At 66.0% G+C, this 21,746-nt stretch carries 23 protein-coding genes; 4 read left to right on the forward strand and 19 right to left on the reverse strand.

The genetic code is table 11. The features are described 5' to 3' along the window. Window positions 1-246: 246 nt before the first annotated feature. The 6 genes from O0881_RS14970 to O0881_RS14995 form a co-directional block, all read right to left on the reverse strand. Window positions 247-1,245, reverse strand: a complete 999-nt coding sequence (locus tag O0881_RS14970; RefSeq protein WP_289911951.1) for an alpha/beta fold hydrolase — start codon at window positions 1,243-1,245, stop codon at window positions 247-249. Further along, a complete protein-coding gene (locus tag O0881_RS14975) occupies window positions 1,242-2,876 on the reverse strand; it encodes a GMC family oxidoreductase (RefSeq protein WP_289911952.1) in 1,635 nt (544 codons plus the stop codon). The genes O0881_RS14970 and O0881_RS14975 overlap by 4 nt, the downstream gene beginning before the upstream one ends. Before the next feature lie 7 nt (window positions 2,877-2,883). Beyond that, a complete protein-coding gene (locus O0881_RS14980) occupies window positions 2,884-3,411 on the reverse strand; it encodes a hypothetical protein (protein WP_289911953.1) in 528 nt (175 codons plus the stop codon). Window positions 3,412-3,483: 72 nt separating this feature from the next. Continuing rightward, the gene (locus O0881_RS14985; protein WP_289911954.1) at window positions 3,484-4,689 is read right to left on the reverse strand and encodes an MFS transporter; all 1,206 of its coding nucleotides are present in this window, start codon (window positions 4,687-4,689) and stop codon (window positions 3,484-3,486) included. Window positions 4,690-4,779: 90 nt separating this feature from the next. Further along, window positions 4,780-5,682, reverse strand: a complete 903-nt coding sequence (locus tag O0881_RS14990; protein ID WP_289911955.1) for a LysR substrate-binding domain-containing protein — start codon at window positions 5,680-5,682, stop codon at window positions 4,780-4,782. After that, window positions 5,679-6,443, reverse strand: coding sequence for an RNA methyltransferase (locus tag O0881_RS14995; protein ID WP_070254993.1), 765 nt, complete (start codon window positions 6,441-6,443; stop codon window positions 5,679-5,681). The genes O0881_RS14990 and O0881_RS14995 overlap by 4 nt, the downstream gene beginning before the upstream one ends. Before the next feature lie 195 nt (window positions 6,444-6,638). Here O0881_RS14995 and O0881_RS15000 point away from each other — a divergent pair, with 195 nt between their 5' ends. Next, window positions 6,639-7,421, forward strand: coding sequence for an inositol monophosphatase family protein (locus O0881_RS15000; protein WP_035826389.1), 783 nt, complete (start codon window positions 6,639-6,641; stop codon window positions 7,419-7,421). Between the two features lie 75 nt (window positions 7,422-7,496). Here the strand turns inward: O0881_RS15000 and O0881_RS15005 are convergent, their stop codons facing one another. From O0881_RS15005 to O0881_RS15050, 10 genes are all read right to left on the reverse strand, one after another. Next, complete coding sequence (locus O0881_RS15005) at window positions 7,497-8,438, reverse strand: type II secretion system F family protein (RefSeq protein WP_289911958.1); 942 nt, start codon at window positions 8,436-8,438, stop codon at window positions 7,497-7,499. An 18-nt stretch (window positions 8,439-8,456) separates the two neighbouring features. Next, the gene (locus tag O0881_RS15010; RefSeq protein ID WP_289911962.1) at window positions 8,457-9,422 is read right to left on the reverse strand and encodes a type II secretion system F family protein; all 966 of its coding nucleotides are present in this window, start codon (window positions 9,420-9,422) and stop codon (window positions 8,457-8,459) included. A 6-nt stretch (window positions 9,423-9,428) separates the two neighbouring features. Further along, window positions 9,429-10,718, reverse strand: a complete 1,290-nt coding sequence (locus O0881_RS15015) for a CpaF family protein (protein ID WP_289899369.1) — start codon at window positions 10,716-10,718, stop codon at window positions 9,429-9,431. Window positions 10,719-10,838: 120 nt separating this feature from the next. Further along, window positions 10,839-11,999, reverse strand: coding sequence for an AAA family ATPase (locus O0881_RS15020; RefSeq protein ID WP_289911963.1), 1,161 nt, complete (start codon window positions 11,997-11,999; stop codon window positions 10,839-10,841). 37 nt (window positions 12,000-12,036) lie between these two features. After that, window positions 12,037-12,309: a hypothetical protein gene (locus tag O0881_RS15025; protein WP_289911964.1), complete on the reverse strand. Its 273-nt coding sequence runs from the start codon at window positions 12,307-12,309 to the stop codon at window positions 12,037-12,039. Window positions 12,310-12,318: 9 nt separating this feature from the next. Further along, window positions 12,319-13,830: a type II and III secretion system protein family protein gene (locus O0881_RS15030; protein WP_289911965.1), complete on the reverse strand. Its 1,512-nt coding sequence runs from the start codon at window positions 13,828-13,830 to the stop codon at window positions 12,319-12,321. A gap of 31 nt (window positions 13,831-13,861) precedes the next feature. Further along, the gene (cpaB, locus tag O0881_RS15035; RefSeq protein ID WP_289911967.1) at window positions 13,862-14,689 is read right to left on the reverse strand and encodes a Flp pilus assembly protein CpaB; all 828 of its coding nucleotides are present in this window, start codon (window positions 14,687-14,689) and stop codon (window positions 13,862-13,864) included. A 42-nt stretch (window positions 14,690-14,731) separates the two neighbouring features. After that, window positions 14,732-15,292, reverse strand: coding sequence for an A24 family peptidase (locus O0881_RS15040; protein WP_289911968.1), 561 nt, complete (start codon window positions 15,290-15,292; stop codon window positions 14,732-14,734). A 116-nt stretch (window positions 15,293-15,408) separates the two neighbouring features. Further along, a complete protein-coding gene (locus O0881_RS15045; RefSeq protein ID WP_071650303.1) occupies window positions 15,409-15,582 on the reverse strand; it encodes a Flp family type IVb pilin in 174 nt (57 codons plus the stop codon). A gap of 204 nt (window positions 15,583-15,786) precedes the next feature. Next, the gene (locus O0881_RS15050) at window positions 15,787-16,476 is read right to left on the reverse strand and encodes a response regulator transcription factor (RefSeq protein ID WP_253192842.1); all 690 of its coding nucleotides are present in this window, start codon (window positions 16,474-16,476) and stop codon (window positions 15,787-15,789) included. A gap of 560 nt (window positions 16,477-17,036) precedes the next feature. Between O0881_RS15050 and O0881_RS15055 the strand changes: the two genes are divergently transcribed. From O0881_RS15055 to O0881_RS15065, 3 genes are read left to right on the forward strand one after another with little or no spacing between them, the layout of a single operon-like run. Continuing rightward, the gene (locus tag O0881_RS15055; RefSeq protein ID WP_099668172.1) at window positions 17,037-17,525 is read left to right on the forward strand and encodes a TadE/TadG family type IV pilus assembly protein; all 489 of its coding nucleotides are present in this window, start codon (window positions 17,037-17,039) and stop codon (window positions 17,523-17,525) included. Beyond that, window positions 17,525-18,136, forward strand: coding sequence for a TadE/TadG family type IV pilus assembly protein (locus O0881_RS15060; RefSeq protein ID WP_289911969.1), 612 nt, complete (start codon window positions 17,525-17,527; stop codon window positions 18,134-18,136). Before O0881_RS15055 ends, O0881_RS15060 begins: the two co-directional genes overlap by 1 nt. Next, entirely contained in the window at window positions 18,136-19,476 is a 1,341-nt protein-coding gene (locus tag O0881_RS15065; protein WP_289911970.1) for a VWA domain-containing protein, read from the forward strand. Before O0881_RS15060 ends, O0881_RS15065 begins: the two co-directional genes overlap by 1 nt. Window positions 19,477-19,480: 4 nt before the next feature. Here O0881_RS15065 and O0881_RS15070 read toward each other — a convergent pair whose 3' ends face one another. From O0881_RS15070 to O0881_RS15080, 3 genes are read right to left on the reverse strand one after another with little or no spacing between them, the layout of a single operon-like run. After that, the gene (locus tag O0881_RS15070) at window positions 19,481-19,639 is read right to left on the reverse strand and encodes a XapX domain-containing protein (protein WP_077401676.1); all 159 of its coding nucleotides are present in this window, start codon (window positions 19,637-19,639) and stop codon (window positions 19,481-19,483) included. Beyond that, entirely contained in the window at window positions 19,636-19,827 is a 192-nt protein-coding gene (locus O0881_RS15075; protein ID WP_099664848.1) for a DUF1427 family protein, read from the reverse strand. The genes O0881_RS15070 and O0881_RS15075 overlap by 4 nt, the downstream gene beginning before the upstream one ends. Before the next feature lie 14 nt (window positions 19,828-19,841). Then, window positions 19,842-21,692 (reverse strand): amidohydrolase, encoded by a 1,851-nt coding sequence (locus tag O0881_RS15080; RefSeq protein WP_289911971.1) that lies wholly within the window; start codon window positions 21,690-21,692, stop codon window positions 19,842-19,844. Window positions 21,693-21,746: the final 54 nt, after the last annotated feature.

Raw genomic sequence — 21,746 nt, forward strand, 5'->3', positions numbered from 1 at the left:
TAAAAACTGCATGGACTCATTTTCCGCCTGCGTTCAACTTTCCGCATGCGCGGCTAACATAACAATCCTATAACATCTTGCCATACATCCAGAAAAATATCTGTGCGCAGGGTACCTGCAGAGCTTCGCAAGCGGCCTCGGGAACAAATTTCCGCCGGCCGTCTTCTGACGTTAGCTTAATACAGTACGCCAGTGGAAAACAGCATTTTCTGCCCGTGACGCTGTTAAACACGGGCAACAGCAGAGTCAAAAGAGACATTCTTGCCATGCAGATAAAACACAACAGGAGTCAGGCAAAACGGGGGAAGATGGGGGCTGGGCGACTTCGGTCTTGATAGTGATTTCCGCCAACAGCTGACGCAGCACGCGCGCATCGCTGGCCAGCGCCACGTGGCCGATGCCGCCGAAGGCGAGATTGCGCGCGCCGGGCAAATGCGCGGAAGATTGCGGCGCGACAATATTATCGTGGTGCGAGTAAATCGAGGTGATCATGGCGCGCGTTTCCGGCGTCTCACTGGCGGCCAGCTGCGCCAGCCAGCCGCTGGGCGCGCCATGGATACGGCTCATCTGGCGCGCATTGGCGCCCGCCGCCACATTGGCCAGCGCCGTGCCGTGGTGCGGCGTGCCGATGGTGACGATGCGCGCCACGCGGGCCGCGCCGTAATGGCGCAGCCAGGCGCGCGCCACCAGGCCGCCCATGCTGTGGGCGACGATGATGGCGCGGTCGCTGCCCGTGCGGGCGCACAGCGCCGCGATGGCTTGCTCGACCTGCGGCACGAACTCCTCGATATCGGCGCCTATCGGTTCCAGGTCGACGCCGTCGTGCGCGATGCCGGCCCGCGCCAGCTGCCGGCTCAGCTGCGCCCAGTAGCCGCGGTTGCACACATAGCCGTGGATCAGCAGCACCGGCAAGCCCTGGCCAGCGACGGTGTCGGCCGCATGCAGACGCGGGCGCAGCATGCCCCACGACGACGTCCACAGGGTGGCGCGCAGTTCGCCGAAAAACAGGCGCGCGGCGCCCCCGGCACCCAATTGATATTCCGCCGGCACGGGGCTGCCAAGATGCCGGCTTTCCCGGAAATTGCGCGCCACGACCAGCGCGCGCACGGCCAGCAGCATGGCGCCCGCCAGCAGCAGGGCCAGCACCGGCGACGCCAAGCCCCAGACATGCATGGCCAGGTACGCCACCGCCAACACGGCCAGCACCTGCAGCAGCATCAGCCACTTGAGGATGCGCGCGATCATGCCGTGCCTGCGACGGGAACGGGCGCGGGCTTGCCCGTCAGTTCCCGCGCCAGGCCGCTGGCCAGGCGCGCGGCCAGCGCATACAGCGTCAATTGCGGATTGGCGCCTATCGAGGTGGGGAACACCGAGCCGTCGTGCACGGACAGGTTGCGCACGCCGTGGTAACGGCCGTCGGCGCCCGTCACGCCCAGGCGCGCATCGTCCGACATGGCGCAGCCGCCCATCACGTGGGCCGACACCACGCGCGCCAGCAGTGCCTTCATCGGCAAATCGCCGATGGCCTGTTTCGCCTGCGCCCAGCTGGTGTAATGGCTGGCCAGCTCGTGCACGGGATACACGCTCCGCGCGCCGGCCGCGAACTGGATTTCCGCCATCGACAGCAGCGCGCGCCGCACGCCATCCCAGATGAAGGGCGTGAGCGGATAGTCGAGCACGGGCGCGCCGAAGCTGTCGATCGATACGCTGCCGCCCGCCGCTTCATGGTGAAAGCCGTCGCGCAGCAGCGCCAGCAAGGCGTGCGCATGGGGGAAGTCGCGCATGGTGCGCGCATGCTCGTCGCCGAAGCCGCCCATGGTGGTGGCCATCAGCAGCGGATGCAGGGGCGGCGCTTCGAGCTTGTAGCCGATGGGGCCATCGATGGGCGCCGTGTGCAGGAAATGGTCGGAATAAATCGTCTGCGGCGCGCCCGCATAGGCGTCGACGCGCTGCTTGAACAAGCCCGCCGAAATCACCGTCGGATGCAGGAAGGTGCGCCGCCCCAGCAAGCCGTGCGGATCGGGCGCCTGTGAACGCAGCAGCAGCGCGGGCGAATTGATGGCCCCGCCGGCCAGCACGAAGTGCCTGGCGCGCAGCGTCAGACGCACGCCCGTGGGCGCCTGCCCGGCAGCATCGAGCGCCGTCACCTGCAGGCTGTCGATGCGCTCGCCCTTGAAGCTGAAGCGTTCCGCGCGCGCATGCACGAGCAAGCCCGCGCCCAGCGCCAGCGCCGAGGGGATCGTCGTCACCAGCATCGATTGCTTGGCGTTGGTCGGGCAACCCATGCCGCAGTAGCCGAGGTTCCAGCAGCCGTTCACATTGCGCCGGATGGCGGCCGTGGGAATGCCCAGCGCCGCGGCGCCACGCCGCAACAAGTCGTTGTTTTCATTCGGCGGCGCGGCCCAGTCGCTCACGTGCAGGCGTTTTTCCATCATGGCGAACCACGGCGCCATGGCGTCCACGGAATAGCCGGACAAGCCAAAATGCTTGCGCCAGTAATCGAGGGTGCCGGGCGGCGTGCGGAAGCTCGACGTCCAGTTGACGGTCGTCGAACCGCCCACGGTGCGCCCCTGCAAAATGTTGATGGCCTTGTCGCGCGTCTTGCGCGCGGCCGATTCCTGGTACAGCGCGGGATAGGCGTCCGCTTCGCGCATCTTGAAGTCGCGCGAAGACTTCAAGCCGCCCTCTTCGACGATCAAGACCTTCAGGCCGGCCAGCGCGAGGATTTCCGCCGTCACGCCGCCGCCGGCGCCGCTGCCGATGACGACGACATCCGCCTCCAGGGTGCGGTCGGCATTCAGGGTGCTGGCGTCGGTGACGCTCCAGCCGCCGGCCACGCCGATGGCGATGGGGTCAGGAATGGGGGATGTGCTCATGGATGCCTTATGCGCTCAGTTCGGGCAGCGGTCCCGGATAGCCGATGGCGGCCCAGTGGGCGGCATCGGCATACCAGGCGCCGAGGATCAGGTCGTGCAGGGCCAGGTAGGCCGTCTGCAAGGTGGCCAGGCGATGCGTGCGCCACGCCTGCAGGAAGGCCGCCACCTGGGCGGGGTCGGCTTCGCGCCAGCCATCTTTTACGCCGGCGACGAAGCGCCGCGCGGGCGCCAGCGCCAGCAGGCCGAACAAATCCTGCACTTCCTGCTGCGCCGCCAGGGGCAAGCCGCGGATGGCCGTGTCCACGCCGGCGATGGCGCCATCGAGCGCTGTGGCCCGCGCGGGGGTTTCCCGCGGCAGCGCGCTGCCCAGCATGGCCGGCACGATGGCGGCCAGCGCCGCGCGCGCCGCGCCATCGAGCACGAAGCGGCCAGGCGGCGCCGGTCCGCGCACCAGCCGGTACGCGGCGCCGCCGGCGGCCAGCGCGCAGGCGCCGAGCACACCCAGTTTCAGAAACGATCTGCGTTGCATTGCCATGTCTCCCCTTGTTTTATACCGCCTTTTGCAAGCCAGTGTACGCCAAAGGCAGTGGGCGTTTGAATGCAAAAACTAGAGCGGAGAGTCTAGTTTTTGCGACTGAAACCACAGCAGCAGCATGGCCAGCAGCGCAGCCAGCGCGCCGCCGATGGCGATGCTGGGCAAGCCGCAGGCGACGATCAGCGCGCCGCCCAGTGCGCCGCCAAGCGCCGTGCCCGCATTGAAGGCGGCGATATTCAAGCCCGCCGCCACGGCGTCGCTGCCCGGGCAATGCCGCCGCGCCAGGCGCAGCAAACCCATGGTCGACAGGGTGACGAGGGCAAAGAACAGCAAGCCCAAAGTGCCGCACAGGGCCAGCATGGCCAGGGGCCAGGCGCGCAACAGATAAAAGGCCAGCAGATTGAGCGCCAGCGCGGCCAGGGCCAGCATGGTGGCGCGCAGCGCGTGGGGGCGGTCCGCGCACCAGCCGCCCAGCAGGTTGCCGCCGATGGCGCACGCGCCAAAGCACAGCATGGCGGCGCCCAGCCAGCCCGCATCGAGTCCGCCCAGCTGCAGCAGGAAGGGCGAGACATACGTGAAAAAACTGAAGGTGGCCACGCTGACCAGCGCCGCCACGCCGGCCGCCAGCAGCAGGGGCGGTTGCAGGATGGCGCGCAGGCTGGCCAGGGCAGATGTGGCGGCAGCCTGCTGGCGCGCGGCCGGCATGGCCAGGCGCAAGCCCGCGCCGCCGCACAGGGCCAGCACGCCGATCACCGCAAATACCCAGCGCCACGACGCGACGGCGCCCAGCCACGTCCCCAGCGGCACGCCGCCCGCCAGCGCCAGGGTCAGGCCCAACCAGACGATGGACAGCGCCCGGCCCGCGCGCGACGGGTCGACCAGGCTGGTGGCCGCATGCGAGGCGATGGCCATGAACACGCCATGCGCGAGGCCGACGGCAAAGCGCACCCCCAGCAGCGCGCCCAGCGCCGGCGCGGCCGCCATGGCCACGCTGCCGGCCGCCAGCACGAGCATGGTGGCCACCAGCACCTGGCGCACGGGCCGGCGCGCCAACAGGGCCGTCAGCACGGGCGCGCCGATGGCCGCGCCCAGTGCATACGCGGCGATGGCGCCGCCGGCCGCCGCCACGCTGGCGTGCAAGTCGCGCGCCATGGGCGTCAACAGGCCGGCGGCGATGAATTCGCACAAGCCGAAGGCAAAGCTGCACAGGGAAAGCAGATAAATGGAGAGTGGCAGCGCGGCGGACGGCAGCACTGTGCGCGAGGACAAAGTGGACATGGCAGTTCCTGACAATCAAAACGCCATGCTGGCCCCGCGATCACCATCTGTAAAATATCTTATTTATCTTGAAACGAGACGTTCAAAGTCTCAATGCGGGGAAAAGTGCCGCAATTGCGCCAGCAGCCGCTCGCGCACGGGAGATGTGCGCCGCGGGTCCCACGCCATGTACAGGTCGAGCTGGCGCAGCGGCGCGGGCGCGCTGCTTGCCAGCGGCAGCATGACGACGCCCGCCGGCATGGACGCCGCCAGGCTGGCTGGCAGCAGGGCCGCACCAAAACCGGCCGCCACCAGTCCCAGCACCGTCTGCAAACGGCGCGCCTGCTGCGCCACCTGCGGCACGAAGCCCGCATGCAGGCACAGGCTGGCCAGCTGGTCGTGGAAACCCTGGCCCAGTTCGCGCGGCGAGGCGACGAAATCGTCAGCGGCCAGGTCCGCCAGGTCCACCCGCGCCTGGCCCGCACAGCGGTGGTTCAACGGCAGCGCAACGACGATGTCTTCGCCGGACAGGCGCTCGAAGCGCAGTCCCGGCGTGCTGCGCCCCGGCGCGCGCAGCAGGGCGACATCGACCTCGCCTTTTTCCAGCCACTCGACCTGCTGCTGCGTCGACGCTTCGCGCAAGGTGAATTGCACGGCGGGCGAGGCGGCGCGGAAGGCCCGCAAGGCCGTCAACACGTGGGCGTAGGGCGTGATGTGGATGAAACTGAGGCGCAAGTGGCCCTCGATGCCCTGCGCCACGCGGCGCGTGGCGGCCACGCCCTCTTCCAGGCTGGCCAGCACCTGGCGGGCCGTGGCCAGGAAAGTCGTGCCGGCCGGCGTCAGGCTGACCTTGCGGTTGGTGCGCTCGAATACGGGATAGCCGAGCGCTTCTTCCAGCCGCAATATCGCCTGCGACAACGGCGGCTGCGCCATGTGCAGCCGTTCGGCCGCGCGACGGAAATTGAGTTCCTCGGCGACGGCGATGAACTGGCGCAGCAGCCGGGTTTCTATCATGGGCCTTTTTTCGCCACCGCCAGGATATGCCGCGCGATGCCGCGCAGGATATTGACTTCTTCCGTTTCCAGCCCCGTGCGCGAAAACAGGCGTTTCAGCCTTGGCATGAGTTTTTTCGGGTTGTCGGCGTCGAGGAAATCGATGGCCACCAGCGCCTGTTCCAGGTGCGCATACATGCCGTCGACCTGCGCCAGGCTGGCCGCGTCGCCGTGAAAACCAACGGGACTGGCGATTTGCCCATCGCCGAGGGCCGCCACGCGGCATTCGTAGGCGACGACCTGCGCCGCCTGCGACAGGTTCAGCGAGGAATACTCGGGATTGGCGGGGATGTTGATCAGCACATTGCACTGCTCGACGATCTCGTTGGGCAAGCCGAAGCGCTCGTTGCCGAAGATGACGGCCGCGTGCAAGTCCTCGCTGGCCGCCAGCTGCGCGGCGATGGCGCGCGGCGCCGTGACAGGCGGCGAAAATTCGCGCAGCCGGGCCGAGACGGCCGCCGCGTAATTGCAGCCTTCGAGCGCCTCGGCGATGGAGCCGACGATGCGCGCCCCGGACAGGATATCCTGCGCGCCGCTGGCGAAAGCCACCGCTTCCGCGTCCGTCAAGGCATCGGGAAAGCGGGGATTGACCAGCACCAGATCGGAAAAACCCATCGTTTTCATGGCCCGCGCGACGGCGCCAATGTTGCCGGATCGACTAGTTTCGACAAGAATAAATCGCAGGCGTTTGAAAAGAGACGTGTTGATTTCGGGCAGATTCATTTAAAATAGCGCTATTGCGCGGTATCGATACAGGAAATTTCGGGAAACGGAGTCACAAAACGCTGACTCCAGGCCGGGATTTTAACCACTTCGGCACCGCTCCGCTCTTTAATTCATTCTTGCACTCTATCGTACCGGCGCCGAAAGGCGACGCTGGGCGGTCGCGTGCTTTTAACGGAAGCTCACATGCACCCAATGCTCAACACGGCGATCAAAGCCGCCCGCCGCGGCGCCGCCGTCATCAATCGCGCCTCTTTTGACCTCGACCGCGTCGTCGTCACGGAAAAACAACATAACGATTTCGTCACCGACGTCGACCAGGCGGCCGAACAAGCCATCATCGAGGTGCTGTCCAAAGCCTACCCGGACCACGCGTTCCTGGCTGAGGAATCGGGAGCTTCCGCCAACTCGCACGACGAGAATGAATATCAGTGGATCATCGACCCGATCGATGGCACCACCAACTTCATCCACGGTTTCCCGCAATACTGCATCTCGATCGCCCTCGCGCATCGCGGCGTCGTCACGCAAGCCGTCATCTACGATCCGGTCCGCAACGACCTGTTTACGGCCACCAAGGGCGCCGGCGCCTACCTGAACGAAAAACGCATCCGCGTCACCAAACTGGACCGTATCTCGAACGCCTTGCTGGGCACCGGCTACGTGGCCGGCAGCGCCCGCGCGCTGGACGAATACCTGAAGATGTACGCGATCATGGGCGAACGCAGCCAGGGCGTACGCCGCGCCGGCTCGGCCGCGCTGGACCTGGCTTACGTCGCTTGCGGCCGCCTGGACGGCTTCTACGAAAAAGGCTTGAAGCCTTGGGATATCGCCGCCGGCGCCCTGATGATCACGGAATCGGGCGGCATCGTCGGTGAATTTTCCGGCGAATCGGACTACCTGTACAAGGGCGACGTCATCGCCGCCAGCCCGAAGATCTTTGGCCAGATGATCACCCTGCTGACGCCATTCGCCTGATTGCCAGGCCCGCGCTGATGTAACAAAAGCTGCCGGAGTCGCCTCCGGCAGCTTTTTTTTCGCCCCGGCCAGTCTTCAGCTGCCCCGCATGGCCGGCAGCAGCACGCGGTAAATCTGCAGGAACGCCGGCCCCATCAGCACGACCATCAGCGAGGGGAAGATGAAAAAGATCAGCGGAAACAGCAGCTTGAGGGCGATCCTGGCCGCCGTTTCCTCGGCGCGCTGGCGCCGCTTGGTGCGCAGCTGGTCGGACTGCACGCGCAGCGACGCGGCGATGCTCGTGCCGAAGCGCTCGGCCTGGATCAGCAGGGTCACCAGCGCGTCCACATCCTCCACTCCCGTGCGCAGAGCCAGGTTGCGCAAGGCCTTGTCCTTGGCGCTGCCGGCGCGCAATTCCAGCGTCACCAGTTGCAGCTCTTCGGCCAGGACGGCGCTTTTCAGGCCGATTTCCTGCGCCACGCGCGCCAGCGCCGCATCCATCGCCAGCCCCGCTTCGACACACACCGTCATCAGGTCCAGCGCATCGGGAAAGGTTTCGAACACTTCGCGCTGACGCTGTTTCAGGCAGTGCGACAGCCAGGCATTGGGCAGGTAGTAACCGAGGGCGGCCGCCGCGACCAGCCACAACAGCATATTGTGCCCGCCCTGGCGCAGCAGAAAATACGCCAGCAGCGGCAAGCCCACGAACAAGCTTGTCTTGGCCGCGTAAAACAGCGCGGGCGCGGCCTGGCTGCGCCAGCCCGCATGGACGAAGCGGCTGCGGATGGGCGAACTTTCCCAGCCCTCGTCCGGCAGCGACAGCCTGGCCAGCGGGCGCGTCAGGCTGACGGCGTGCGCCAGCCAGCGCCGCCTGGCATGGCGCCCGCCATCGCCGGCGGCGCCTGCATCGCCCAGCGCCTGCAGCCGCTCCTGCACGGCACTGCCCGTGCACAGGCGCAACACCAGCAAGGCCAGCGCGAAAACAATCAGGAACAGCAGGCCCAGCAAGGCCAGCTGCGCCGTACTCATCGTGCTCATCGTGTCTGTTCTTTCATCTTACACCCGGATATTGATAATTCTTCTGATGCAGATCACGCCCAGCATCAGCAAGCCCAGCGATACTCCAACCATCTTGCGCCCGCCCCCATCCGTGTACAGCACGGCAATAAACTGCGGATTCATCAAATGCATCATCAACGCCGCGCCGAACGGCAGCAAACCCAGGACCCAGGCCGACATGCGCCCTTCGGCCGACAGCACGCGCACCTGGCCCAGCAATTTCAAGCGGTCGCGGATGATGGCGCTGATGCTGCTCAGCAATTCAGTCAGGTTGCCGCCCGTTTCGCGCTGGATCAGCACGGCGATGACGAAATAGCGCAAGTCCGTGCTGGGCACGCGCGCGGCCAGATTGCCCAGCGCATCGGCCATGGCGACGCCGAAACTGACTTCGTCGAACACGGCGCGGAATTCGTCGGCCAGCGGTCCCGTCATTTCCTCGCCCACCATTTTCAGTGCGGTGGGAAAGGTATGGCCGGCGCGCATGGCGCGGCTCATCAGGTCGAGCGCGTCCGGCAATTGCTGCTCGATGCGCACCAGCCGCTTGCTTCTGGCGCGGCGCACCAGCAGATATGGCAGCGCGGCGCCGCCCGCGGCCAGGCCCAGGCGCACATACCATGGCAGCGGCAGCGCGCCGGCCAGCAGCAGGCCGGCCGTCCCGCCCAGCAGGCAATAGCCCAGAAAAGTGGCCACGAACCAGCGCATGCCCGCCTGCAGCAGCAGCTGGTCGAGGCGCCGCGCGCCGGGCAAGCCTTCCAGCACGCCGTGCAGCAAGGGATGGACGCTCAGCGGGCGCTGCTTGGTGATCGACAGCGCCTGTTCGCCATCGCTGGCCGTGTACATGGCTTGCAGGCGCCGCGCCACCCGCGCCGCGCCCGCTCCCCGCGCCGCTTGCCACGCCAGCCAGGCGCCAGCCACCAGCAGCACGGCCAGGAAAAGGAACAGATAGACAAGGTAGGAAAGCATGGCCGGTCAGCGCCCCGCCGCGGTGGGTTCGAACAGGGCGGCGGACACGCCGATGCCAAAGCTGTTCAAGCGATCGAGGAAGCGCGGGCGGATGCCGCTGGCCGAGAAATGCCCGACCACCGCGCCGCCCTCGGCCACGCCCGTCTGCCGGAAACTGAAGATTTCCTGCATCGTGATGACTTCCCCTTCCATGCCCGTGATTTCCTGGATCGACGTGACCTTGCGCTTGCCGTCGATCAGGCGCGACACTTGCACCACCACCGACACGGCCGAGCTGATCTGCTGCCGGATGGCCTTGCTGGGCAGGTTGGCCGCCGCCATGCTGATCATGTTTTCCAGCCGCGTGATGGCGTCGCGCGGCGTATTGGCGTGGATGGTGGCCATCGAGCCTTCGTGGCCCGTGTTCATGGCACCCAGCATGTCGAGCGCCTCGGCGCCGCGCACCTCGCCCAGGATGATGCGGTCCGGGCGCATGCGCAGCGCATTGCGCACCAGCGCGCGCTGGCTCACCTCCCCCTTGCCTTCGATATTCGCGGGCCGCGTTTCCAGGCGCACCACGTGCGGCTGCTGCAATTGCAGCTCGGCCGCGTCTTCCACCGTGACGATGCGTTCCGTCTGGCCGATAAAGCCGGAAATCACATTGAGCATGGTGGTCTTGCCGCTGCCCGTGCCGCCGGAAATGAGGATATTCATCTTCGCCTTGCCCAGGCCCTGCAGCACCTCGGCCATCTCGGCCGTCATGCTGTGGTAGGCGACCAGGTCGGCCAGGCGCAGCGGATCGACGGAGAAACGCCGGATCGACATCACGGGGCCGTCGATGGCCAGCGGCGGGATGATGGCGTTGACGCGCGAACCGTCGGGCAGGCGCGCGTCGACCATGGGGCTCGATTCGTCGATGCGGCGGCCCACGCGCGAGACGATCTTGTCGATGATCTTCATCAAATGGGCATCGTCGTCGAAGCAGACGTCGGTCAGCTCCAGGCGCCCGCCCCGCTCCACATACACCTGCTTGTGGCCGTTGACCAGGATGTCCGACACGCTGGCATCGGCGAGCAGCGTTTCGAGCGGCCCGAAGCCCAGCATCTCGTGCTGGATGTCGCGCGTCAGGCTACGGCGCTCGGCGTCGTTGATGACCACCGCCTCTTCGTCCAGCAGGCGCTCGACCAGGCCGCGCAATTCTTCGCGGATGCGCTCCTGCGACAGGCGCTGCATGCTTTCCAGGTCGACCCGTTCGAGCAGCAGCCCATGGATGCGCAGCTTGAGGTCGCGGTAGCCGTGGTTGTCGATGACGGCCATGCGTTGCGGCGCGAGCGCGGCGATCTTGGCGCTGCCGAGCCGTTCGCGGATGGACAAGGCGGCGATGGGGGAAGTAGCCATGAAGTGCTCCTGTTCTGGGATGGGGATCAAGCGCCTGGATCAGGCGCGCCGCAGGACGCGGCCGAGCCAGCCCTGGCGCGCCGTGCTGGCCGCGCCGCCGGCCAGGCTGGCGGCGAACTCCTGCAGCGAGCGGGTGATCGGGCTGGCCTTGTCGAGCTGCAGGATAGGCACGCCCTGGTTGACCGAGGCGGCCGCCGAGGCGTAGTGATTCGGCACCGTGCGGTAGACCGCCGTGCCGTACGCCGCTTCCAGGTCGCGCAGGCGGATTTCGCCGCCCTTGTCGTGGCGGTTGACGATGATATGCACCTTGTCGTTCGCGTATTCGAGCGAGCGGAACATGCCCAGCAGGCGCTTGCCGTCGCGGATGTACGGCAAGGTCGCCTGCAGGACGGGGAAGATCATGTCGGCGTGGTCCAGCGCGCGCACGCTGACGGCGTCGAGGTTGCGGCCCACGTCGAGCACGATGAAATCGTACTGGCGCCTGGCTTGCCGGATGACGGCGTCGATGTGCTCGGGCGCCACTTCGCTGGCGTGCGCGGGATCCTCGGGCGCGGCCAGCACGCTGTAGTTGGGCAGAATGTGCAGCATGCTCGATGCCAGGAACGAGGCGTCGAGCCGGTGGATGTCGCGCGTGACGTCGGACAGCGTGGCCAGCGGCTTGTTCTCGGACACGAAGAGCGAGGCGTCGCCAAAATGCAGGTTCATGTCGATCAGGGCAACGCGCTGCTGGCCGCCGGCGGCCAGCGCATAACCGAGGTTGCTGGCGATGAAGGTGGCGCCGCTGCCGCCCTTGCAGGAGATGAAGGCCAGCACCTTGCCGTTGCCATGCTCGCGCCGCTCCAGCTTTTCCTCGATGCGTTCGAGCGCCGCATACAGGCTGGCCGGCGCGGCGGGAAACGGCAGCACGTCGCGCACGCCTGCACGCATGGCCTGCAGCAGGAATTCAGGCGCCTGCTGGTGGCACAGCACGATGAAGGCCATGCGCGGATGCTGGTTGCTGAGGCGCTCGATGGCGGCCAGGTCGGCGCCGTCGTTCGACGGGCGGTCGAAGATCAGCACGTCGGGCAGCGATTGCGCCGCCTGCAGCGGTTCCAGCGTTTCGCCGCCGGCGTTGATCTCGTCGAGCCGGTTGCGGCTGCGCAGCAGCCGCCCCAGTTCGGACAGCGTTTTTTGATCCGTGGAATGGATGGCGATTTTCACGATATGCCTTGCTGGTTCTGTGGTGACGGTGCCAGCTTCACTGGCGCCCCCCGACGCCGATGGTGAAGGCGGCCCCTTGCGGCGCGGGCGCGGCAAAGCTTTTCTGGTACGCCGCGTAGGCGGCCTGGGCGGCCTTGCCGTCCATGCCGGCCACGGGATCGCGGTTCGCGCCCGCCTGCGGCGACAGCACTTGCCGCAGGCGCAGCTGCTCGACGCTGTGGCCGAACTGGCGGTCCAGGTTCGGCGTGGCGGCGCAGCCGCTGGCGGCCAGGGCGGCCAGCAGCACAGAGAGGGAAAGGGAATGCTGCATGAGGTGCTCCTAGTGAGTGTCCGGGCCGGCGGGCGCCGTCTGCGTGGCCGCTTCCTGCCGTGGCCGTGGCGCGCCAGCGCCTTCCATTTTTCCTTGCAAGAAGAACTCGCTGCGGCTGGGCGCCACATAGGCATCGGTCGGCAAGACAATATCGCCGTCAAGCGTGCCGTCGAGCGGCTTGACCAGGTGTGGCGTGATGATGAACACCAGCTCGGTACGGTCGGTCTGGAAATCGCTGCTGCGGAACAACGCGCCCAGCACGGGGATCTCGCCCAGGAAGGGCAATGCCTTGATATTGGTCGTCACATTGTTCTTGATCAAACCGCCAACGGCAAAACTCTGGCCGTCGAACAGCTGCACCGTGGTGGTGGTGCGCCGCGTGGTAAAGGCCGGCAACACGGCATTGGTGGCAGCGCCCCCGCCGGTGGTGATGCCGATGCCTTCGCGGTTCAGCTCCGATACTTCCGGCGCCACCTTCAGGTTGATGCGCCCGCCTTCCAGCACGGTGGGCGTGAACTTGACGGCGATGCCGAATTCCTTTTCCTCCAGCGTGATCTTGTTGGTGGTGCTGTCTTGCGCGACCGGAATGAAAATCTTGCCGCCCGCCAGGAAACTGGCTTCCTGGCCACTGATGGCCATGATGTTCGGTTCGGCCAGCACCTTCACCAGGCCGTCGCGCTTTTGCGCGTCGAGCGTCAGCCCGTTGCCATTCTTGCCGTGCACGGCGCCCAGCTGGCTGGGGTTGCCGCTGAGCAAGTTCGACAGCAAGCCGTAGCTCCAGTTGCCGCGCGTGCCGCTGATGCCCACGCTGGCGCCCAGCTGGTCGACCAGGGTCTTCGACACTTCGGCGATTTTCACTTCCAGCATGACCTGTTGCGGCGCCGCGATCGTCAGCATGTTGATGACCTTGACGCCGCCGGCCGCGCTGGCGGCGCCGTCGGCCGGCGCGGCCGCTTCGCCCGCGCCGCGCTGCGCATAGGCTTGCGCCATGTCGAGGATCTGGCTGGCCTTGACGCTGTCGCTCACCTGCCCCGACAGCACGATGCTGCCGCCGGCCGCGCCGGCCTTGACGGCGCGCTCGCCAGGGAAGACATAGGCCAGCTGCGCCTGCAAGCCCTCGACATCGATCTCGACTTCGATATCGACGATCACGGGGCGCTGCTGCCGGTCCCACAGGATCAGGTTGGTGCTGCCCGGGGCCAGGCCCCAGACGAACAGCTGGCTGGACGAGCCCAGCATCCTGGCGCCGGCCACCCGCGGATCGTTGACGGCGATCTGCGACACCGGCAGGCTCAGGCTGCGCAAGGTGGACTTGCCCACGGCGATGCGCACGGGCGCGCCCAGGCGGGCGATATCGGCGCCCAGCGACATGGCCGGCGCCGCGACGGGCGACATGACGGCCTGCCTGGCCGGCGCCGCCGCGCTGGCGCCGCCCGGCCAGGCCAGGCTTGCCGCCGCGCCGCCCAGCGTCAGGGCCAGGCGCATGCCCGCACTCGCGGCGTGCTTACGAAATTTGTTCATCGATCATCCTTGCTCGCTTGCCTGCTGATTTTTAAAATTGCTGGACGCTCGTATCCATGCCCTTGATGACGGTGATGCTGTCGCGCGCGGGAGCGCGTGCCGGGGCCGCCTGGCGCCGCGCCGCGCGCACCGGCGCGGCCGCCGGCGCCTTCAGTTCCAGCAGCGACTCCTTGGTGGCGCCGCCCGTGATGACGGGCGCCGGATCGACCTGGTTGCGCAGCACCAGCGACAGACTGCCCACGCTGCGCGCCAGGTCCAGCTTTTCCACCTGCTCCGGCGTCAGCTCCAGGGTCACGGCATTGACCACCTTGGGCTTGTTGTCGTCGCGGCCGGACTCTTGCGCCACGGCCAGCACCAGGATGCGTTCCAGCACGATCTTGGAAATGGCCAGCGGCCCGCCGCCCGCCGGCCTGGCGCGGTCATCCTGCGTATGCACGAGAATGTCGACGAAGTTGCCCGGCAGGGCGAAACCGGCCACGCCCACCACGTCGTTGACGCGCACGGTCATCGCGCGCTTGCCGGCAGCCACGATGGCCGACAGGCCGCCCGTGGCGCCGGGCGGCGCAAGCTTGCTTTCCATCACAGGCTCACCCTTGCTGACGGCCGTGCGCGTGATGCGCCCGTCCAGCGCGCCGGCCTCGCCAAACGCCCCCGGCGGCATGGCGCCCGCCGGCCAGTCCATGCCGCGCAGCATGGCCGGCGTCACCTTCGCGCCCACGCCGATATCGACCAGCGCGACCATCACCGTCTGGCTGGCCGGCGCGCCTTGTCCCGACATCCAGCGCGCCGCCGCCAGCACGGCCCCCCCCGCCATCAGCAGCGCCAGCAGCAGCACGATCGCAACGCGGCTATTTCTCATGATTTTTCCTCTTGGTAAAACTTGGGTTTCCGGACAAGCACATCATGCATAGCCGCCGGCCGCCAGGGCCAGCCAGATGGCGGTGCCGGCGGCAATGGCGATCGCGTACGGCAGTTTGCCGCCCGGCACGGCGGGCGCATCGACCCGCGGCACTTCGCCTGCGGCGGCGCGCAGCCAGCCTTGCAGCAGCAATTGCCGGGCATTGCTCATCGCCTGGCGCAGCGTGCCCTGGCACAGGGCGACGGCCAGCGCCAGCACGCCGCCCGCCAGCAGGCTGCATAGCACGGCAAACACGGCGGGGCGCGGACCAAGAAAAGCCCCCACCATCGCCATCAGCTTGACGTCGCCCGCGCCCAGCGCCTTCATCGCATACATGGGCAGCAACAAGCCCAGGCCGACGGCCAGGCCGCCCAGCGCCAGCCACGGCCCGGCCGGCGCCGCTCCGGGCCAGGCCACGCTGTTGAGCAGCACCCCAAGCAAGGCGCCGGAAAACACCAGCCGGTTGGGAATGCGCCGGCGGCGCACGTCATGCCAGACAGCCGCGGCAAGCAGCCCCCACAAGACTAAGGCGGGGCTGAACGTCCAGAAAGAATGAGGGTCCATCGTGTACCTGATGCAAGCCGATGGCATGACGGCATGCGCATCGTTGGGCGGGAAGTCGACAAGCCGGTGCGCAGGGGCAGCCGGCCTGTCGGGGTGCAGCGCGGTGGGCAGGCGCCTTAGATCGCCGCGCCCGTCAGCTTGGTGCCAATCGCCTTGAAGGCGCCATCGAGGCCGGTGGTGAAATAGCCGACGGCCGTGACCAGCGCCGCAGCCACCAGCGCAGCGATCAGCGCATATTCGATGGCCGTCACGCCATCTTCTTCGGCGATAAAGTTTTTAATGAAATTCATATTATTCCCTTTCAGGTCAAGTTTTAAACATGATAAAAACTGAAAATACAGTCTGAAAATAAAAACATTCTCTTTGTTTTTATTTGCCAATTTCTGATGCGTGTATTTTATATAAACAAACATTAAATCGAATCAGAGAAAAGTCATTTTATGCGCAGTACAAACCATCTTAATTTTTTGTCTATAATCAGGACATATGTACTGTCACTCCGCATGGACGGGTTCGGCCAGCCGGTTGCGGGTGGCGTACACATATAATTCCAGGCGGTTGGTGACATCGAGCTTGCTGTAGATCGATGTCAAATGATTACGCAAGGTTTGCTCCGAGATAAAAGCGCGCTGGGCGATCGCACGGTTCAGCGCACCATTTCCTTCCACCATCATGGCCACGATCTTGCGCTCCTTCAGCGTCAGCCTGGCGATGCGCTGCTCTTCCGGGTCGGGCGCCGCTTCCGGCTTGTTCAGCACGCCCAGCATGCTGTCGAGCAGCGCCGGGTCCAGGCACAATTCGCCTTGATGCAGGCGGGCGATGGCGTCGACCATTTGCTTGACGGGCGTTTCCTTGCCCACCACGGCGCGCGCGCCGCTGCGCACGGCACGCCCGCAGGCGGCCTGGTCCTGCGTGCCGCTGAACAGCAATGCGCGCGACACGCCATTGCCCAGCAGCTGCGGCAGATAATCGATGGCGCAGGCGCCGCCGCAGCCCAGATCGGCGTCGAGCACGATGACGTCGGGACACAGGGTGCGCGCCAGCAGCAGCGCGCTGTCGATCTCGGTGGAGCTGGCCACCACCTGCATCGGCGGCTGCGCGCCGGCGAGCAACTGCTCCAGGCCCCACAGCCAGGTCTTGTGGTCCGACACCAGCATGACGCGTATGACATTGTTTGTTGACATGCTTTACCTCTTTACTTGTAGCCCACTCCCATCGGGGAATGCTGTTGATCCGAATCGGCTTGCCTGCCTCATCCGCGCGCGCCTTCTGCTGCCGCACGCGGGGGAAAGAAGTCATGGGGGCACAAAGGAAGAGGCCTTGGGCCGGCACGCGCCAACGCGGTGCGTGCCCCAGGGCAGCGGTCGCCGCATGCCGGGCGTGAACCGATGGATGGGCAGCGTGGCCGGGGCGGGTGCGCCACGGGCGCGCCATCGCTGCTGCCACCGCTGCTGTTGCTTACATTGCAGCATTTTTGTTGCATCACCTTGCAAAACAAGTCCTTGCCTGCACGCAGGACAATCCTGACACCAGGCCTGTTTTCATACCCGCGCATATTACTCCCGGCCCTGTAGCGACGGGGCCGGCACGTTTGAAATAACGCAGTTAATTGCGATTATCTTGACCTGTAATAATTTAAATGGCGGACACGCCCTTGAAAATCGATATAGAATAATTGCCAGTCAAATGGCGCAATGCCATCCGCCCGACATTCGTCATCGCGGAACTTAACCGGATTATTCCCATGCGCTTAAAACAGGCCGATTCCCGCATATTCCGCAAGCAAAGCGGACAGGCTGGCGCCACCCTGGTCGAATTGGCCCTGATAACACCGGTCTTTCTCATGCTGATAATCGGCATCATTGAATTGAGCATGGCTTATTTTGCCAATATGACCATGCAGCACGCGGTGCGCGAAGGCGCGCGCTATGCCGTCACGGGGGCCAAGGACCTCGACCCCGACAGCGCCAACCAGCAGCGCTACCACGCCGTCATGCAAAAAATACGCGACAGCTCCATGGGCATGTATGACAAGGTCAGCCCCGTGATCTCCGTCAACGGCAGCGATGCGGTAGGCGCCGCCATGTTCGGCCAGGCCGGCGATATCGTCGTCATTTCCGTCGATTGCCGCTGGGCGTTTGCCACGCCCATGATCCGTGCCCTGTTCCGCGATGGCCAGGCGCATTTCGTGGTGGCGGCCACCATGCGCAATGAAAGCTTTGGCGGTCTGTGATGCGCGCACCCGCTCCCCGTTTTCCGCGCCGCGCCGCGCGCGGCATCGCCGCCATCGAATTTGCCATCGTGCTGCCCTTGCTGGCCTTGCTGCTGTTCATGCTGGCCGACCTGTCGCGCGCCATCCAGGCCAAGACCATCCTGCTCAATATCAGCCGCGAAGGCGCCAACCTGTCCGCGCGCGCCACGTCCGACCTGAGCGGCTCCAGCCAGGGCATCATGAATGCGCTGGCCGCCAGCACGCCGCCGCTGGACATGCACGGGCGCGGCATGATCTACATCACCAAGATCATGGGCTACACGGCGCAGAGCGGCTTGCGCAATATCGTGCTGGAACAGTACCGCTGGGACGCCGGCGCGAAGGCCAGCGGCTACCTGCCCGCCAGCCAGGTGTGGCAATGCGGCAGCTGGCGCGATGGCACGTGCACCGGCATCGCCAAGGACGAATACGCCCCCACGGTGTCATTGATGCAGAACCAGCTGGCCGACGGCGAACTGATTTACGCCGTGGAAACTTTCTACAATTTCGACATGCTGTTCGGCACATTGAAATTTGGCAACAGCACGACGCCCGTGCTGGCGCCCAACCTGACTTCGATGACGGTATTCTGATGCGCATTCCACACAAGCGGCAAGGCGGGCAAGTCCTGGTCATGGTGGCGCTGTCGGCCGTCGTCCTGATCGCCTCCGTGGGCCTGGCCCTCGATTCGGCCCTCGGCTACTTCGTCAAGGCCAAGCTCAACGCGGCCGTCGACTCGGCCAGCCTGGCGGCGGCGCGCGGCGTCACCGCAGGCAACTCGGAAGAGGAACAGCGGACCAGGGCGCGCCAGTCGGCAAAGGATTTTTTTGACGTCAATTATCCGGACCACTTCCTGCTGTCGACGCCGACCCTCCATCCCGTCGACGTCACGTTCGACAAGGGTACCGTCACCATCGACGTCTCGGCCAGCGCCTCGCTGCCCGTCTCGCTGATGGGCGTACTCGGCTTCAAGACCCTGGACGTGGCCGCCAGCGCGCAAACCATCCGCAAGGACCTGGACATGGTGCTGGTGATGGATACGTCGCGTTCGCTGGAACACAATGCGGACGCCGTGCGGGCGGCGGGCAAGTCCTTCCTGAACAAGTTCAACGCCACGGTCGACCGGGTCGGCTTGCTGCACTTCGCCTCGGAAGCGCAAATCGACGTCCCGATCAGGCAGACCGACCGCGGTTTCGACCGCAGCGGCATGACCATGAAAGATGGAAAGATCGATCAATTCGCCTTCGTCGGCGGCACCAACTCGTCCGCCGGCATGTTCCAGGCGCGCAAGCAGCTGAACGATATCGCGCAGGTCGACCGCTCCAGCCTGCGCGTCATCGTGTTTTTCTCCGATGGTTCGCCGGCGGCGTTTTCCTCGTACTTCCCCAACAAGGACAACAAATGCAAGGACGCAGGCGGCCTCGCCACCTTTCCGAAACTGCAAAACCCGGCATTGGCGGGCCTGTACAGGATGAAAGTGAGCGACTCGCTCCAGTACGGCGATTGCGCCGCCAGCCAGATCACCGCGCTTCCCGCATGGTATAACGCGACGAATGACGCGGCACTGCGTGAGTTTCCCATCGTCACCAACTCGCCCCGCGTCGTGACCGCTTCCACCGCCACGGCGCAGGCGCAATGGACGAATGTGCACCGCGCCTCGCGCAACCTGGTCGAAGCGATGGCGGCCAAGGCGCGCCAGGAAGGCATTTTCGTCTTTACCCTGGGCATGGGCGCATCGCTGAAAACCAAGGAAGGGCCGGACAACGAGCTGGGCGAAGACTTGCTGCGCTGCCTGGCCAATACCACCGATGCGAAAGCGGCTTGCCGCAAGCCGGCCGAACCCGTGGGCCTGTATTGCTATGCGGCCAGCGACAGCGACCTGAGTCCCTGCTTCACCCGGCTCGCCTCGGCCATTTTGCGCCTGTCCAAATAAGCGCCTACCCCTGCCACTGCCCCGCCACGACAAAACCCAGGGTCATGGCTACCACCATCGCCGCGCCGGTGGGCGTGGGCGGCGTGGGCGACGGCAGGTCGAACCAGCGGCACACGGCCCCCACCAGCAAGCCCAGTACCGATCCTGCCAGCATGACGTTCATGGCGCCTCCCCTTGCGTTTCACGGCGCTGCAAATACAGGCCCGTGAGCCAGTAGCCGCAGCTGGTCAGGAACACCAGCAGCGCGGCGCCCAGCACGGGCGGCGCCGGCACGGGGATGTGCGCCAGCTGGCAGACGAATCCCACGACAAAGGCCAGCAGCAGGCCCAGGATGACTTTCTTGTAGCGCATGGCTCTGTCCTCTACTAGAAAGCGAAGCAGCTGCAGCCCAGCGTGCCCCAGAAGCCGGAGAAATCGCTGATCGGCACGGCCGACTTGCGCGCCCGGTCGTGGGCGTGCGCGTGCACGCCGCAGGCGCCCGCGCACTGGTGCGGCATGGCCGCCTGCGCCGGCCTGGCCACGGGCCGGTAATGGCCCGGCACCGCGCGCACGGGCGACCACTCGGGCAGCACGGGAATCGGGGGCGGCGCCAGGGTCGTGAATTCCGCCTGGCCGTAGACGACCTTGCCGCCGACGATGGTGAGCACGGATTCGATGGACTTGATCGCCTCTTCCGGCACCGTGAAATAATCGGCCGACAGCACGGACAGGTCGGCCAGCATGCCCTCGCGGATGCGCCCCTTCTTGCCTTGCTCGCTGGAAAACCAGGCGCTGCCCGCCGTCCACAGTTCCAGCGCCGTGTCGCGCGACAGGCGCCCCGCCGCATCCGTCAGGGCCAGGCCGCCCACGGTGCGCCCCGAGACGAGCCAGTACAGCGCCGTCCACGGGTTGTAGCTGGCCACGCGCGTGGCGTCCGTGCCGCCGCCCACGGGCACGCCCGCGTCCAGCATGCGCTGCACGGGCGGCGTGGCCTTCGCCGCGTCGGCGCCATAGCGCTCGACGAAGTACTCTCCCTGGAAAGCCATGCGGTGCTGGATGGCCAGGCCGCCGCCGAGCGCCTTGACCCGGTCGATATTTTTCGGGCTGATGGTTTCCGCGTGGTCGAACAGCCAGTGCAAGCCGCCGAACGGCGTGTCGCGGTTGACCTTTTCGAACACGTCGAGCATGCGGCCGATCGACTCGTCATAGGTGGCGTGCAGGCGGAACGGCCAGCGCTGCTCGACCAGGTGGCGCACGACCTTTTCCAGCTCGTCTTCCATGCCGGCCGCCAGCTCCGGGCGCGGTTCGAGGAAATCCTCGAAGTCGGCGGCGGAAAACACCAGCATCTCTCCGGCGCCATTGTGACGGTAAAAGTCCGTGCCGTCGCCCGGCTTGACCATGCCCGTCCACTTCTGGAAGTCCTGCAATTCGGCGCCCTTGTTCTGCGTGAACAGGTTGTAGGCGATGCGGATGGTCAGCTGCTCTTTTTGCGCCAGCTCGTCGACGACGGCGTAATCCTCGGGATAATTCTGGAAGCCGCCGCCTGCATCGATGGCGCTGGTGATGCCCAGACGATTGAGTTCGCGCATGAACTGGCGCGTGGAATTGACTTGCAATTCGCGCGGCAGGGTCGGGCCTTTCGCCAGGGTCGCATACAAGATCATGGCGTTCGGCCGGGCGATCAGCAAGCCCGTGGGGTTGCCGGCAGCGTCGCGCACGATTTCGCCGCCGGGCGGGTTCGGCGTATTTTTATCGTAGCCGACGGCGCGCAGGGCGGCGCGGTTCAGCAGGGCGCGGTCGTACAGGTGCAGGATGAAGACGGGCGTGTCGGGCGCAGCGGCATTGATCTCGTCGAGGGTCGGCATGCGCTTTTCCGCGAACTGGAATTCCGTCCAGCCGCCCACCACGCGCACCCATTGCGGGTTCGGCGTGCGCAGCGCCTGTTCCTTGAGCATGCGCAAGGCATCGGCCAGCGAGGGTACCCCTTCCCAGCGCAATTCCAGGTTGTAGTTCAAGCCGCCGCGGATCAGGTGCAAATGCGAGTCGTTCAGGCCGGGAATGACGGTGCGGCCAGCCAGGTCGATCACTTGCGTGGCGGGGCCGCGATGACGCATCGCGTCCTCGACGTCGCCCACGGCGAGAAATTTGCCATCGGCGATGGCGACGGCGGACGCCAGCGGCTGCGCCCTGTCGACCGTGTGGAAACGGCCATTGAGCAAGATCGTGTGTGCATGCATGGGAACTCCCGATTCAGGTGAAGGATACGCCCCCGCCGGCGGGCGGCGGTGGCG

It is taken from the genome of Janthinobacterium sp. SUN100 (genome assembly GCF_030397705.1).
GTDB lineage: Bacteria > Pseudomonadota > Gammaproteobacteria > Burkholderiales > Burkholderiaceae_D > Janthinobacterium > Janthinobacterium kumbetense.